This window comes from Agarivorans sp. MS3-6, assembly GCF_054112545.1.
On the sequence record NZ_CM134202.1, the window covers coordinates 603,399 to 619,248 of the forward strand.

16 protein-coding genes are annotated in these 15,850 nt (G+C 46.3%); all 16 read right to left on the minus strand.

Features of this window, described 5'->3' with window-relative positions; translation table 11 throughout:
• Positions 1-42 precede the first annotated feature (42 nt).
• Positions 43-762 (minus strand): RNA polymerase sigma factor FliA, encoded by a 720-nt coding sequence (locus tag ACVFI8_RS02820; RefSeq protein WP_248714939.1) that lies wholly within the window; start codon positions 760-762, stop codon positions 43-45.
• Positions 755-1,648: a MinD/ParA family ATP-binding protein gene (locus tag ACVFI8_RS02825; protein ID WP_305883154.1), complete on the minus strand. Its 894-nt coding sequence runs from the start codon at positions 1,646-1,648 to the stop codon at positions 755-757. Before ACVFI8_RS02825 ends, ACVFI8_RS02820 begins: the two co-directional genes overlap by 8 nt.
• Complete coding sequence (flhF, locus tag ACVFI8_RS02830) at positions 1,638-3,074, minus strand: flagellar biosynthesis protein FlhF (RefSeq protein WP_457872991.1); 1,437 nt, start codon at positions 3,072-3,074, stop codon at positions 1,638-1,640. Before flhF ends, ACVFI8_RS02825 begins: the two co-directional genes overlap by 11 nt.
• Before the next feature lie 31 nt (positions 3,075-3,105).
• Complete coding sequence (gene flhA, locus ACVFI8_RS02835; RefSeq protein WP_248714937.1) at positions 3,106-5,217, minus strand: flagellar biosynthesis protein FlhA; 2,112 nt, start codon at positions 5,215-5,217, stop codon at positions 3,106-3,108.
• Positions 5,218-5,315: 98 nt separating this feature from the next.
• On the minus strand, positions 5,316-6,443 hold the full coding sequence (flhB, locus tag ACVFI8_RS02840; protein ID WP_248714936.1) for a flagellar biosynthesis protein FlhB: 1,128 nt from the start codon (positions 6,441-6,443) through the stop codon (positions 5,316-5,318).
• A 19-nt stretch (positions 6,444-6,462) separates the two neighbouring features.
• Positions 6,463-7,242, minus strand: coding sequence for a flagellar biosynthetic protein FliR (gene fliR / locus ACVFI8_RS02845; RefSeq protein ID WP_248714935.1), 780 nt, complete (start codon positions 7,240-7,242; stop codon positions 6,463-6,465).
• Positions 7,242-7,511: a flagellar biosynthetic protein FliQ gene (locus ACVFI8_RS02850; RefSeq protein WP_248714934.1), complete on the minus strand. Its 270-nt coding sequence runs from the start codon at positions 7,509-7,511 to the stop codon at positions 7,242-7,244. Before ACVFI8_RS02850 ends, fliR begins: the two co-directional genes overlap by 1 nt.
• Positions 7,512-7,528: 17 nt before the next feature.
• On the minus strand, positions 7,529-8,275 hold the full coding sequence (gene fliP / locus ACVFI8_RS02855) for a flagellar type III secretion system pore protein FliP (RefSeq protein WP_248714933.1): 747 nt from the start codon (positions 8,273-8,275) through the stop codon (positions 7,529-7,531).
• Entirely contained in the window at positions 8,265-8,669 is a 405-nt protein-coding gene (gene fliO, locus ACVFI8_RS02860; RefSeq protein WP_457872992.1) for a flagellar biosynthetic protein FliO, read from the minus strand. Before fliO ends, fliP begins: the two co-directional genes overlap by 11 nt.
• Positions 8,669-9,040 carry a flagellar motor switch protein FliN gene (gene fliN / locus ACVFI8_RS02865; RefSeq protein WP_248714931.1) on the minus strand — a complete coding sequence of 124 codons (372 nt, stop codon included), beginning with the start codon at positions 9,038-9,040 and terminating at the stop codon, positions 8,669-8,671. Before fliN ends, fliO begins: the two co-directional genes overlap by 1 nt.
• A gap of 19 nt (positions 9,041-9,059) precedes the next feature.
• Complete coding sequence (gene fliM, locus ACVFI8_RS02870; RefSeq protein WP_248714930.1) at positions 9,060-10,085, minus strand: flagellar motor switch protein FliM; 1,026 nt, start codon at positions 10,083-10,085, stop codon at positions 9,060-9,062.
• Between the two features lie 9 nt (positions 10,086-10,094).
• Positions 10,095-10,604, minus strand: a complete 510-nt coding sequence (gene fliL, locus ACVFI8_RS02875; protein ID WP_248714929.1) for a flagellar basal body-associated protein FliL — start codon at positions 10,602-10,604, stop codon at positions 10,095-10,097.
• Positions 10,605-10,687: 83 nt separating this feature from the next.
• Positions 10,688-12,886: a flagellar hook-length control protein FliK gene (locus ACVFI8_RS02880; RefSeq protein WP_457872993.1), complete on the minus strand. Its 2,199-nt coding sequence runs from the start codon at positions 12,884-12,886 to the stop codon at positions 10,688-10,690.
• Between the two features lie 95 nt (positions 12,887-12,981).
• Positions 12,982-13,428, minus strand: coding sequence for a flagellar export protein FliJ (gene fliJ / locus ACVFI8_RS02885; RefSeq protein ID WP_248714927.1), 447 nt, complete (start codon positions 13,426-13,428; stop codon positions 12,982-12,984).
• Between the two features lie 67 nt (positions 13,429-13,495).
• Complete coding sequence (gene fliI, locus ACVFI8_RS02890; RefSeq protein WP_248714926.1) at positions 13,496-14,842, minus strand: flagellar protein export ATPase FliI; 1,347 nt, start codon at positions 14,840-14,842, stop codon at positions 13,496-13,498.
• Entirely contained in the window at positions 14,820-15,848 is a 1,029-nt protein-coding gene (fliH, locus tag ACVFI8_RS02895; protein ID WP_248714925.1) for a flagellar assembly protein FliH, read from the minus strand. Before fliH ends, fliI begins: the two co-directional genes overlap by 23 nt.
• Positions 15,849-15,850: the final 2 nt, after the last annotated feature.

Genomic DNA, 15,850 nt, shown 5'->3' on the forward strand with positions numbered 1-15,850 from the left:
ATATTAGTCCATCTTTTATTAGTTTTGTAAGGATGAATTTCGCTATTGTGTCCAATCTCGCATTCGAGTTTTCACTCTGGCCAGTGCTTGACTATGAATTTGGCTCACACGAGACTCACTTACGCTCAATACTTCACCAATCTCTTTTAGGTTTAATTCTTCGTCGTAATACAAAGACAATACGAGGGCTTCACGCTCTGGTAGCCCCTTAATGCACTCTGCTAAAGACTGCTGAAAACGTTGGTTGGCAAAGCCTTCAAAGGGACGATTAAGCTCGCGACTTTCTTCGCTTGAGATAACATCTTCACTTACGCCGAGGTCTTCAATGCCAAGGATTCGGCCACTATTAACATCGGCCAGCATTGAGTGGTATTCATTAATACTCACTCCCAGTTTTTCGGCTATTTCTGCGTCTTTGGCATCACCATTTTTTTCTCTTTCTACCGCCGCAATCGCATCGTTAATAGCGCGGCTGTTTTTATGTACAGATCGTGGTACCCAATCACCTCGACGAATCTCATCCAGCATAGAACCGCGAATACGGATCCCGGCATACGTTTCAAAACTCGCCCCTTTAGAGCCATCGAAATTACGGGCGGCTTCAATTAATCCAATCATGCCTGACTGAATTAAGTCGTCAACGATGACGCTTGCTGGCAATCTAGCCATAAGGTGGTGGGCAATCCGTTTAACCAAAGTCGCATGACGCTCCACTAAAACATTAGTGTCGTTCACGCTGGCATAAGCGGCAACTTTATTCACTAAGCTGTTCTCTATTTTTGCGTTGACCAAATTCGAGAAGATTCTCGATGAAAAACTCTAAATGTCCACCCGCTTGCTCTGGTATTGGCCAAGTGGTGGCTTTATTTGCTAAGGAGCGAAACGCTAATGAGGCCGGTGATTTTGGATACGCTTCTACAACAACCCGCTGCTTTCTTACTGCCAACCTAACGTTATTGTCATAAGGGATACAAGACACCAATTCTAAGGTTGCATCGAGAAACCGGTCTGTGACTCGGGTAAGCTTAGCAAACAATTCTTGCCCTTCTCTTAGGCTACGTATCATATTGGCCACAATTTTAAACTTATACACTCCATGATTATTAGAGAGTAGCTTAATCAGCGCGTAAGCGTCAGTTATTGAGGTGGGCTCGTCACAAACAACCACAACAATGTCTTGTGAGGCTTTCGCAAAACTTAACACCATATCGGAGATACCTGCAGCAGTATCAACCAACAAAACATCAATCGGCGTTTTTAGGCTGCTAAATGCGCGAATCAAGCCTGCATGCTCTGCCGGGCTTAACTCGACCATTGACTGAGTACCAGAAGTGGCAGGGGCAATCAGAATGCCGTTAGGCCCTTCTACGAGCACTTCGTCTAAGGTGCACTCTCCCGATAAGACATGAGATAAGTTTTTAGTTACCCGCAAACCCAGTAATACATCTACGTTCGCTAGACCCAAATCGGCGTCTAATACCATAACGCGTTTACCTTGTGCGGCCATGGCGATACCCATGTTTAGGGTAACGTTGGTTTTACCTACCCCACCTTTACCACCGGTGACAGCGATAACTTTTACATTATTTTTTTGTTGCATCATTCTGAGGCCGCTAGCTTGATCAAATTCATTATCTTTAGAATACATCTGAAACCTTCTGCTGCTCGGTTTCACTGAACCAGAAATGTTGTTGGGTATTGGAGTCCATCACTGATAAAGCTTGCTCTATCAACTTACTCGGCTCGGCCACCGCTATATCTTCTGGTACTTGCTGACCATTAGTCACGTAACTTATTGGTAAAGCGTGGCGCAAAGTGACATTGAGTACTTCACCTAAGGCTAAGCTTTCATCCAATTTGGTAAGTATGGTACCAGCTAAGGGAATGCGTTGGAATTGGTTCACAGTTTCTTCAATTACTCGGCGCTGAGCATTGGCTGACATGACTAAGTAGTTGCGAATATTAACGCGACTATTTTTCACCAACTTGTCTAATTGCTCATGCAGACGCAGATCGCGCTGACTCATTCCGGCTGTATCAATTAGCACCAATTTTTTGTCTTTAAATTGATAGAGTAGCTGCGATAACTCTTCTTCGTCATTGGCTACGCGAACAGCACACCCCATAATTTTTCCATAGGTAGCTAACTGTTCGTGAGCACCAATCCGATATGTATCGGTGGTTATCATTGCCACACTGTCGGGGCCATGGCGCATTGAAAATTGGGCCGCTAACTTCGCAATAGTGGTGGTTTTACCCACACCAGTAGGCCCCAGCAAAGCGATTGCGCCACCTTTCAATAAGATTTCATCTTGACCCACCGGTAACTGATTGGCGAGTAACTCGCGTAAATGCTGCCAACCTTCTTGAACCCCTAACTCTTCAGGGATGTAGCCGGCAATTTGGTCTGCCATGTCTTCATCAAAGCCAACCACTTGTAACTGCTTTATCAACATTGCTCGTACAGGCTCTTGGCGCTCTACTTCCTGCCACATTAAACCCGATACTTGATGCTCTAGCAGCTTACGCATGGCTGCCATTTCTTTCTTGAGCTCGCCGACTTCGCTGGCACTGGCGTCTTGAGCAACCGGATTAGGGCTTCGTTGTTGCGCTTTACTTGATAACGAACCTTGCTGAACCCAGCCTTGTTGCTGCGCAATTGAGCGCGGAGCTTGAACCGTGCGAGGACGCTGGTTGTCTGCTTGGCTCTGAGATTTGGCGCGAGTAGATTGCTGTAAATTTTCTTTCTGACGTTTTTGATGACGCTGCATAAAATTAGTGAGATTGTCTTTTAGGCTAGCGTTTTCGTCAAAATCATGACTAGGGTGACTGTTTGTTGGCGTTTTACGTGCAGGTGAACTTGGAGCAGCCGATAATTTGACACTATCTTCAGCCAACTCTCGCGTTGTGGTACTGGCTGCCTCGCCGGCGCTTGAAGGTTCAATGGCAGCTACGATCTCGATGCCACCAGTAACCTTTTTGTTAGACATTATCACCGCATCACTGCCAAGTGTTTCTTTTACTTCAGCAAGTGCAGTTCGCATGTCTTTTGCAAAAAAGCGTTTCATTTTCACTGTTCACCTTCCTTTTGCCAGTACGCTGAGGCTACTGCCCTACTGAACTCACAATACGTATTTGTTTGTCTTCTGGTACTTCTTGATAAGAAAGTACTCTTAACGCTGGTAGTGCTGTTTTAACAAACCGAGACATGCTTGAGCGCAATATTCCCGAGGTTAATAAAATAGCAGGTTGGCCAGCCAGCTCTTGGTTTTGACATGCTTCAGTGAGTGACACTTGAAGTTTCTCAGCCAAACCAGGCTCCATCCCTGCTCCATCATTTCCAGCTGCCTGCATAGACTGATGCAATATTTGCTCCAAGTCTGGCGATAAAGTAATGACGGGTAATTCAGCTTCGCTGCCAATCAACTCTTGGACAATCAGGCGTTTTAGGGAAATGCGGCATGCTGCGGTAAGAATATCTGCATCTTGGCTCTTCGGACCATACTCCACTAAGGTCTGAACGATGCTGCGCACATCACGCACCGGCACCCCTTCATTAAGCAAGTTCTGTAGTACCTTAACCACCGTTGATAAGCTCAATACATCTGGTACTAAGCCTTCGACCAATTTAGGTAAGTTATTACCTAGCATATCCAACAAGTTTTGAACTTCTTCATGGCCCAGTAGGCTCGAGGCATTATTGGTCAGTAACTGGCTCAAATGGGTAGCAACAACCGTTGCCGAATCGACCACGGTGTAACCAAGTGTTTGCGCATGTTCACGTTGTTCTGTAGCAACCCAAGCAGCTTCTAAACCAAACGCTGGATCGGTCGTCGCCTGCCCTTCTATCTTACCAAAAACTTGGCCAGGATTAATCGCCATTTCGCGGTCATGGAATACTTCAGACTCGCCGTAAGTCACCCCCATTAAGGTAATTCGATACTGGTTTGGCCCTAAGTCTAAGTTGTCTCTAATGTGCACTGCGGGCACCAAAAAGCCGAGGTCTTGAGATAATTTTTTACGCACGCCTTTGATGCGCGCGAGTAATTCACCCCCCTGAGTCTTATCGACTAATGGGATAAGGCGATAGCCCACTTCTAAGCCAATAACATCCACCGGTTGAACATCGTCCCAACCTAGCTCTTTCGGCTCACTGCTAGACCCAGTATTTGCTGTGGATGGTTGTAGCGCGGTATCGGCCACTTTTTTCGCGTCAGCTTTATGGCGCATCCACGCTGCGCCTAAACATACCGCGGCACAAGTTAAAAATGCTAAATGCGGCATGCCTGGCACGATACCCATTACAAATAGAATCGACCCACAAATGATCATGACCCGAGGGTCTTTAAACATCTGCAGACTGACTTGCTCGCCCATATCGGCTTCGGTATTTTGGCGAGTCACAATCAAGGCTGCAGCAATAGATAATAATAGAGATGGGATTTGTGCAACCAAACCATCACCAATGGTCAGTAGTGTGTAGACCTCAGCAGCCTCACCGAAGGTCAGGTCATGCTGAGCGACACCAATGATAAAACCGCCAAGAATGTTGATGAACAAAATCAATATCCCGGCGATGGCGTCACCTTTTACAAACTTACTGGCACCATCCATTGAACCGTAAAAGTCGGCTTCGTTGGTGACATCAGCTCGGCGTTCTCGCGCTTGCTCTTGGTCGATAATGCCAGCGTTAAGGTCGGCATCAATCGCCATTTGCTTACCCGGCATGGCATCCAAGGTGAAGCGTGCGCTTACTTCTGCAATCCGGCCAGCACCTTTGGTTACCACCACAAAGTTGATAATCATTAAGATTAAAAACACCACTAGACCTACGGCGTAGTTACCCCCGATCACCACCGAGCCAAATGCTTCAATAACATTACCCGCTGCGTTGCCACCGTTGTGACCTTCCAGTAATACGACTCGAGTAGAGGCAACGTTTAACGCCAAGCGTAATAAGGTGGCAATTAACAACACGGTGGGGAATACAGCAAAATCTAATGGTCGTTTAGTATAAACCGCCACTAGCAGCACGATAAGCGCCAGTGAAATGTTAAAAGCGAATAAAATATCTAGCAGCCAAGCTGCCATGGGTAATACAACCATACCCAAAGTGGCTAGCACCACCATTGGGGTGCCAAATCCTTTTATGATATTTACATCAACTTTTTTTAGATCTTTAAGCTTAAAGCTGGTGAGGCGATTGATGATTTCCATAAATGACGAAATACTGACTTCTTAACGACTGATTGAATGAGAAAAGCAATAACTGAGCCAACAACTAAGCTTGGGAAAGCGGAAGGATAAAATTGCGTTCAATATCGCAACTCGTTTGGAATAGGTAAGTCATCGGCAACCGGCTTAGGCCGCTTACCTTTACCTTTGCGGTATTGCTCCAACTGGAAAACAAAAGCCAGAATTTGGGCCACCGCTATGTATAAGCCTTCTGGTATATCATGCCCTAATTTCGTGGTGTGAAACAATGAACGCGTTAAGGCGGGTGCCTCCATGATGGGAACTTCATAGTGGCGTGCAACTTCACGAATTTTCATTGCTACTTCATCTACGCCCTTAGCCACCACTTTTGGCGCGCCCGTCCCATTGGTGTCATATTTTAAGGCCACCGAATAATGGCTTGGGTTAGTCACCACCACATCTGCTTGCGGCACATCGGCCATCATTCTGCGCGCAGCCATCTCCATTTGTAGACGACGGATCCGGCCTTTAACCTCAGGGCTACCTTCCATGTTTTTGTGTTCGTCTTTAACCTCTTGCTTAGACATTTTCAGCTGTTTGGTGTGGTTCCATATCTGATAAGGCACATCAATGATCACAATAACAATAAGGCTACATACTAAGGCCAACAGCATCCACTGCAGCATATCTAATGCATTGACAATTGAACCAGGAATGGACTGCATGCTTAACGATAAGATATCAGCAAATTTCCAGCGCAGTACAAACCATACCACCCCAGCTATCACCAATACTTTCGCGACACTTTTTATAAATTCAACAAAGGCCTGAACCCCCACCATTCGCTTAATGCCTTGCTTTGGCGACATTTTACTGGCTTTCGGCCGCATAGCTTCCCAGCTGAAAGAAATCCCCCCGAGCAAAGTATTGCCAATGAAAGCTGCCAGCATAATAAAGCTCATAATCCAAATTAATGGGCTTGCCAGCAAACTCGCCATTGAACCAATGATTTTTAGCATCAAGTTTACATCAAACACTTGCTCTCGAGTTAAACTGAAGGCCAGCTGAAACACCTTTACCATTGCCTCGGCTAACATCTCACCAAAGAACATGATGGACATTGCTGCCACAATCAACACCGCGGCGGTACCGAGTTCTTTTGAACGAGCTACTTGGCCTTTATTTCGCGCATCATCGAGTTTTTTCCCCGTGGGGTCTTCGGTTTTTTCTTGATCGTCATCCGCCATAAGATTCTCGGCCTAAGGCTTAACACCCTATTTGAAGCAAGCTACACGCTGTGCTTCGGCCAACCTCCCACTGTCGTTCGAAATGTGCCAAAAAACCACCAATGGTGAGCCACAAAATAAATAGCCCAAATAACATACTGACCGCAAAACCAATACTAAAGATATTCAGCTGTGGCGCTGCCCGAGTCATGATACCAAAGGAGAAGTTAACCAATAACATGGCCACCACAGAAGAAATAGATAAGGCTAACGCCGCCAAAAACAACTGAGAATACCACCCTGCCAGTTGTTGATAATCAATACTTGTTAAACCGTTCATGCCAATAGGGATGGTTTCAAAGCTCATTGCTATTAGGGTAATTAATTGTAAATGGCCATCCATTGCGAGGAACAACAAGGTAGCTAACAATAAATAGAATTGGCCGACAACCGGTGTGCTTTGGCCATTATTAGGGTCAACCATCGAGGCAAAACCTAAACTGGTTTGCATGGCAATGATTTGTCCACCGACCACAAAAGTTTGCATCAGTAGCTGTGAAATAAAGCCAATTGCCGCACCAATCAACACCTGCTGCAAGATCACAATAATCGCTTGAAAAGAAAACACTTCAATGCCTTGAACATCGGGTAATACCGGTACTAGCGCGAAGGTGATCGCTAAGGCGAGTAATAAACGCACTCTAGTGGGCACAGATTTACCCCCAAAGCTTGCCAAAACCATTAATAGCGCGGCAACTCTAGTTAACGCCCATAGGTATTGGCCTATCCATGCCAATATAATATCGGCAGAAAATTCCATTAACCCACGACCTGAGGGATCATATCCACCATGGTAAAGAATAGCTCCATGAGTTTTGCAGTAAACCAATGGCCAGCAAACATCAGTGAGGCCAAAGTGACCAATAAACGGGGTAAAAAGCTTAAGGTTTGCTCGTTAATTGAGGTGGCAGCTTGGAAAATAGCCACCATTAAACCCACTAAAAGGCTGGGAATAATAGCTGCTGATACCAACAGCATCACTTGACCTAAGGCAAGGCGGAATACATCAACAAAGACTTCCGGTTCCATCTAGCGGCTCCTTATGTCTATACGCCAAAACTATTAGCCAGGGTGCCCATAACGAGGCTCCAGCCGTCGACTAATACAAACAGCATCAGTTTAAAAGGCAGCGATACAATCATCGGGGAAAGCATCATCATCCCCATCGCCATCAGAATACTCGCCACGACCAAATCAATCACTAAGAAAGGAATAAACAACATAAAACCAATCTGGAAGGCGGTTTTTAACTCTGAGGTGATAAAAGCAGGAATGAGTACGTTAAATGGCACTTCTTCAGGAGAACCTACTTCTACTTTGGCTATTTTTACAAAGGTTTCTAAGTCGGTAAGCCGAGTCTGGGCGAGCATAAACTCTTTCATCGGCTCTTTAGCTTGTTCAAACGCCTGCATCGATGTGAGTTCTTCACTCAAATAAGGCTGTATCGCATTAGCATTCACTTCTTCTATCACCGGCGACATAATGAAGAATGTTAAAAATAGCGCAATACCAATAATGACCTGATTAGATGGGCTTTGTTGTAAGCCCATGGCTTGCCGTAGGATAGACATCACGACAACAATTCTGGTAAAGGAGGTCATCATAATCACTAAAGCCGGCAAGAATGATAACGCGGTCATCAAGGCTAAAACTTGCAGCGTCACCGAATACTCTTGCCCGCCATCTGAATTTGTTGTCATGGTTATGGCCGGAAGAATACCATCTTGGGCGTAACTAGGCAGGGCAAACATTGCAAGCATTAAAGCTAGCCAGTAGCAGCGCTTATTTTTCATTTTTCGACAACATTCCTTGCAGCTGTTTAGCAAACTGACTGGTCACTTTGTTGGTTTGCACAACCAGTGGTTGCTCTAGCTTATCAAGCAGGTTAATTGATTGGGCAGTCACACCGATCAGATACTGTTGCTCGCCCACTTCCACGACCATCACCCGCTCACGCGTACCCAAAGCCAGGTTTGCCACCACCTTTGCTTGGCCGCCGGCAAACTGGCTTAAGCGCGTTTTCTTTAATACCCAAGCACAAACAAATATTGTTACCAGCACCACAGCTAAAGACATAATCCAAGACAACAGCTCAACTTGGCTGCTAGGCGCTTTGGTCATAGCCTCTTCAGCTGCTACCGGTAGGCTTATGCTAAATACTAGGCTCAATAAGGTTCGTATTAACATTATTTAAGCTTTTTAATACGTTCTGTTTGACTAATGACGTCAGTGAGTCGAATACCGAACTTATCGTTTACTACCACTACCTCACCGTGAGCAATTAGGGTACCGTTAACTAATACATCCAGAGGCTCACCGGCAACGCGATCAAGCTCTACAACAGAACCTTGGTTGAGCTGGAGTAAATTGCGAATACTGATATTGCTGCGACCCACTTCCATAGAAATGGTTACCGGAATATCCATAATCGAATCGAGCTTACGCTGTTCCTCTTCGCTAATCGGCCTAGATTCGTCGACAAACTCCTCTAAAGGCGCAGGTTCTGCTTCCGCCATCGCTGCTGCCCACTCATCAGCCATATCATCTTGATCACTCATAGTTGTTCCTTATTGTCTATCACTCATCACCGGCAGGTCGGCGGCTACTGACCACCATTTCTAAGTCACTTTTTACAGTGTCTGGGCGTTTTAGTTGAGTATCAATTTTTAATGCCATTCTTTCGTTACGCTGACCCATTTTAACTCGGTAGCTAGGTAGGTCTTCAACATAAAGCATGGCTGTTTCTGGCATTTCTACCGGTATAATATCGCCAGCTTTTAGCTCCATTAGTTGCCGCAAGGTTACATCGGTTTCTAACAGTTTGGTATGCAAACCTACTGGTACATCCATGATTTCATCACCCAGCGCAGAACTCCAACGCTGGTCGGTATCTTGTTTATCACTTTGAACCCCGGCATCGAGTAGCTCTCTTATGGGCTCTAGCATTGAGTAAGGCATAGCAATATGGAAGTCACCACCGCCACCGTCTAGCTCAATATGAAATGAACTTACCACGATCACTTCTGTGGGGCTTACAATATTGGCCATTGCCGGGTTTACTTCTGAATCAAGGTAATCAAAGCCGACATCCATCACTGGCGCCCACGCCTCTACGTAATCTTCAAAAATAATTTTTAATAGCATTTGAATGATACGACGCTCGGTGGGCGTAAACTCGCGGCCTTCGATCTTAGCGTGATAACGACCGTCACCCCCGAAAAAGTTTTCTACCAAAATAAAGACTAAACGCGCCTCCATGGTCACCAAGGCAGTGCCTTTTAGCGGTCGAAAACGAACCATATTTAGACTGGTGGGTACAAATAAGGTATGCACGTATTCGCCAAATTTAATCATTTGCACGCCGTTGATTGATACTTCAGCAGTGCGGCGCATCATGTTAAACAGGCTGATTCGCATGTGACGAGCAAAACGTTCATTGACCAACTCCAAGGTTGGCATTCGGCCCCGAACAATTCGGTCCTGAGAAGAAAAGTCAAATTCGACCACACTGCCAGACATTTCTGGTTCAATGATGTCTTCTTCTATGTCATCGACACCATGTAACAGCGCATCGATTTCGTCTTGGCTTAATAAATCGCTCACAATGTTCCTTTATTGCATTACAAAGCCAGTAAATAGTATTTTCTCTACCACCACTTTACCGGTAATTTCTTTTAATGCTTTTTGTGTTTCAACGAGTGAATTTTCACGTAAGGTATCTTTACCTTCTTGGGTCGACAAGTCTTCGACCGATGCCGCGCTAAAGACACTCAGTAATGTACCTTCAATTAGCGGTATATGTAATTTTGCCATTTCTTCATTGTCGGTGCCTCTCACCAATAATTGTACTTTGATTTGTACTAATCGATCTCGGCTATCACCCACAATATTAAACACAAAAGGGCGAGGCATCCCTACATATAAGGCCGTATGGGTAACACTTGAGGTGGCTTCTGCTGCTGGGGTTGCTGCTGCAGGGGCTTGATCATCACCTCCGCTCATCAATAAAAACCCAACTACACCGCCAATAAGTAATACCACTACTATTCCAATGATGATAAACAGCTTTTTCTTACTGCCACCCTCACCGTCTTCTACTTGTAACTCTGATTCTTCAGCCATCTGTGCTTCCGTGAACTTGCCGCTAAACTGCTTTTATTATTACATAGTTAAGAGCCGCTTCAACAGCGCCACGATGAAATAATCTAAGCGTAGAAGTCAATCCCATCACTATTTGCTTGGTTTGCCAGCAAAGCGCTCAGGTCTTGCTCAGTTGATTCATCAACTCCATCAAAGTTTGTGCCCATTCCGGCACTGGCCGATTGACCCTGCCCATGCTGAGAGCTGCCACCTTGATGCTGTTGATTAACATGACTCTGCCCTAATTCTATCCCCTGTTGCTGCAACATTTCTCGTAAACGAGGCATGGTTTGCTCTAACGCTTCTCTGGCTTGAGGGTTTTGTACTTGAATTTGCACTGAGACTTGTTGGTCTTGATTCATTTGTAAACGAATGTGCATACTGCCAAGTTCGGCTGGGTCTAAGCGGATTTCCGCTTTTTGCATACCTTGGCTAAGCATGTATTGAACCCGTTGGTTCAGTTCTGCAGGGGCTTGATAGTGTGCTGGATTTAATCGCTGATTCATTTGAATATCTTTATCAAGCACCTGATTAGCTTGCTGTGCTTGTTTTAAGCTGACCTCATTTGACAGCTCAGCTCGGTTAGCGATGTCGGCCCCAGATACTGCCCGAAAAATGCTGTGATGATCTTGCGGGCGTGGTGCCTCAGAAGCATTGACAAGAGTAGCCGGTTGAGCTTGAGTTTGTTGGCCGGGTTCTCTATGGCTGCCTTCTTGCTGATTAGAATGTTGCTCTGGGCTACTGCCATCTGACGAGATATTGCTTAACTTTTCGGAAAACTGGTTTGCTTCAGCCGCGCTCGCTTTGTGGCTACTTGAGTGATTGACTTGAGTAGTTAATTTGGGCTCTTGCGACAGCACTACTTGCTCTTTGGTGACGGCAGAGCTGGATTCAAGCGTTTGGCTAGTCGCAGCGGTCTTTGCGTCAGTTTGTGCAGCGTTATGCTCTACAGAAGACGGTGGGTTGTTGATGACCACTTTGGCTGGGCTTCTGTTTTCATTAGCGCCCTCTCTCACTAAAGGCTTGTTCTCCGTTGTTTGGCTATTCCCTGATATGTCACCAGCACTATGTTTGGCCTGCTCTGAGTGGCTTTTATTTGCAAGGCTAGCATCAATGTCTTTCTTCTGAATAGGTTCTAGCTGCTTAGCGTTATCGGCATTTTTAGGCATTTTGTCAGCGTCTAAAGTATTCGCGGCCGATTTACCCGTTTGATTTCCATCGACGGGTAAGGCTTCTTTATTAGCCGCTAACTTTGAGCTGTCTTGCCCCTGCCCTGTTTTAGTTTCTAGTGCATCTTCACCTTTGACCGCCACCTGCTCAGCGTTAGTGACAGACGGAGCTTGCTCTCGTTTCACTGCGTCTGTGTGCTGTTTAGTGGTAACAAGCTCTGCTGCCACGGCCAAACCTTCGCCCTTTTTATTTTCGGCGGAAACACTGTTAGACGCCAACTGTACGCTGTTTGGGCCGGGTTCTGCTTTACCACTGGTCTCTACGCTATCTTTAGTGACGCTGGCGTGATTGGGGATTAACGCGCTTGTTGCGCTAACAGATTTAGCCTCTGATGATTGGCTAGCAGCTCCATTACCTTGTGCTTCTTGACTGGAACGACTCACCTGGCCACTGGTATTCGCGCTAGCTTGTTCAAGCATTGCGCCATCTTTAACGAGAGCTTTCCCCTCAAGCACCTGGCCATTGTCTGCCTCAGCAGCGTTGACGGTGACTTGATTGTTTGCGCTGGCTTTGGCCTCTATTTCCGCTTGTTGCGTCGGCACATGGGGCGCTAGTTTATTGTCAGCAGCCACTGGCGGCAATTCTCTGCCGCTTGCCTCACCGGCTTTAAGCTCGGCTTTACTCGCTAACAAAGCTTGCTCTGGCTTGGTTTCAGAATCAGCTTGCGCTTCAAGCCCGGTGTCTGCATCAATGTCTATGCTATCGACTAAAGGGTCCAAGCCACTGGTTGTGTTTGCTGCTTGCTCGGCTGACTCTAAACCTTTAGCCATCTGCGTTGCTTCAGCCAACTGCTGTAGCAATTCACTAGGGCTTTGAGCCCTTGGAGAAACGCTCGATGCCTTACTATCACTGGCGTTAGCGGCGCTATATTGTTTTTCTATTGCGGCACGTAAAGGGCTATCAGCTTTAGGTAATAGCGCTAGCTCTTTGACCATGTTGGCAAAGTCTTTTCCTTCTGCTGAAGAGGCAGTGGAAGTGCTATCAAGTGACCCGAATTGATTAGCATTTGCAGTGTCTGTTAACAATAATTCCATATTGTTGCTTACCTTTACGATTTGTCATTATAGTTTTAATTGAAGCTGCAGTTAAACTGCTCGCTTCAAAACAAAGCAATATTTGCGCCAGCAGCTTAAACTTGCACTTGACCACGCAAGTGAGAATACAAAGCGTATTCGTCTAGTAGCTTTTGTTCTTCGCGACTTTGTTGTTGCTCTCGTAACTTTATTTGTTTGGCTATCAGCATTTCCATGGCTTTCCTTTTTGCTTGCAAGTCCAACCATTGTTTACGCTTGAGTAACACGTTTTTCTTTACCTGCTCAATGCTCTTACCCTGCTGAACACTGGCTTGTTCAAGTTTTTGAATAAATACTTGGTATTGGTGAAAGCTATCAGCATAAAAACCATCAACACCTTTAGCTAAAGCTTGATCAAGATAGGAGCGTCGATATTGTTCTAAGTGGGCTAATTGCGCTTCAAACTCACCAAGCTGTTGCTGCGCCTCGGCCATTTCTCTGGCCGCATCTTGTTCTTGATCGTGTAGGCGTTCGGCCAATAAATGTAATGCTCTTCGTGCCATGATCAACTCCTAAATAACACCCTGAGACAGCTAAATGATTCTAAGCCAAGCGCCCCTTAACCAACCGTTAGTTGAGCGGGCCTTGCGCGTTGATATTTGCCATTTGCATGGTTCGTTCCATACGCGTCAGACTTTCGTCATATGCAACCACTTCTTTCATCTCTTGCTGCAAGAACTGATCCATATGGGGTTTCATGGCAATGGCTAAATCAATCCGTTTATCGGCACCGCGCTGATAAGCGCCAATGGCGATAAGGTCTTGGTTTTGTTGGTAGGAAGCATTGAGTGATTTAAGTTGGCGAGCCAATTGTTGGTGGCCGTCGCTGGTCACCGCTGGCATTACACGACTAATAGATTTTTCAATATCCACCGCGGGGTAATGCCCGGCATCGGCCAATTCTCGTGATAACACAATGTGGCCATCCAAAATGGCTCTGGCTGCATCGGCGATGGGATCTTGTAAATCATCTCCCTCGGTTAGCACCGTAAAGAAGGCAGTGATAGACCCCTGCCCTTCAGCACCATTACCCGCCCGTTCAACCAAGCGAGGTAACTTAGCAAATACTGAAGGTGGGTAGCCTTTTGTCGCTGGCGGTTCACCAATAGCCAAGGCTATTTCACGTTGAGCTTGCGCATAACGAGTCAGCGAGTCCATCAGCAACAGTACATTGAGTCCCTGGTCGCGGAAATACTCAGCAATGGTCAATGTGGTATCACAGCCTTTTAGGCGCATCAACGGTGATGCGTCGGCTGGGGCCGCCACCACCACGGCACGTTTGCGCCCTTCTTCACCTAAGATTTCGTCAATAAATTCTTTTACTTCTCGGCCACGTTCACCGATTAAGCCCACCACCACCACGTCAGCTGTCGTGCCACGAGTCATCATGCCCATGAGAACACTTTTACCGACACCTGAACCGGCAAATAAGCCCATGCGCTGGCCTTGACCAACGGTTAATACCGAGTTTATTGAGCGTACCCCCACATCGAGTGGCGTTTTAATCGGCATTCTGCTCATCGGGTTTAGCCGAACAGAACTTAAATTAGTCACTTGTTTACAGGCGATGTCGCCTAAGCCATCTAAAGGTTTTCCGACCCCATCAATAACCCTGCCGAGCAATTCCATACCCACCGGTACACCATGATTTTCATGCATAGGGATGACTCGGGCTCCCGGCAAAACGCCGGTTAACTGCTCGCTAGGCATCAGAAATAATTTGTCGCCAGAGAAGCCCACTACCTCAGCTTCTAAGAAGCCATCGAGGGTTTCAACCGAACACAAAGATCCTAAGGGAGCCCGACAACCTACAGCTTCAAGCGTTAGGCCCACAACACGGGTTAGTTTGCCTGCCACTGTGGGTTTATTGCGGCTATGCTGGGTTTGATACCGCTTAAGTCGTTGATTCAGTTTCATCGTTTTGGCCATTTTGACGGATGAAAGACTGTAAGCTTTGTTTGATCACTTCATTCATGTCGACCGATACCGAAGAAAGATCGTTTTCAATGAGGCAATCACCTTGGGTAAGGCTGCCATCGGCTAACAGTTGCCATTGTTTTTTCTCTCTAGTATCAGCGGGAAATACTTGTTCGATAATAGCGAGATCAACTGGATGAAGATGGATCCTAATATGCTGTTTTTGCAGGGGCAATGCTTCAACGGCTTGTTTAACCGTTTTAATTATCACGTCGGGGTTAGTCACTAACTCGACTTGGACAATTTCTGCGGCCAGCTTCATGGCTAAATCAAGCACTTGTTGCTCAACTTCATCGTCTATTTGGCGATTCGGTTGATGAAGTTGTCCAATCAGGCTAGACCAATTTGCACTCAACTCATCAATTTGCTGCTGCCCCTCGTTTAAGCCTTTGCTTAAGCCTTCTTGCTGACCTTGAAGGATACCTTGCGCTAACCCCTCTTCGTGACCGCTGACTAAACCTTGCTTATGTCCTTCTTCTTTGCCTTCTGCAAAACCTTCTTCATAGGCCGACTGGCGCAGCGCCTCTAACTCTTCAATGGTCATCGGCTCAAAGTGGATTTCAGGCTCTTGCTCAACAGGCTCTTCACTGAACCAAGCCGGTTTCATATTGAAGGCGTTACTGGCGGGATCTTTGACCTCTTGTTTTACCTCGGTAAAATCTGGCAGAGGCCAGGCGATATCGTCCTCTTGGCTAGGCTCACTGGCTGGCGCAGCTTGTTGGCCGACATCGGCTAACATGTCATCGATGGCTGCTTGCTGATCAGTGGATACTGGTGTATCCGCATCATTGTCAGCGGCTGCTGCTTGGTCAGCGGGTGGTTGCTGAGTTTGCTCTAACAGCGCGGCAATATCGTCATCGTCCATTAAGTCATTAGCAGTATTTGTTTGCTGCTCTGGAATGGATGAGGATGGCTCAGCATCGTCTTGTTTATCGTGTTCAGTCATGG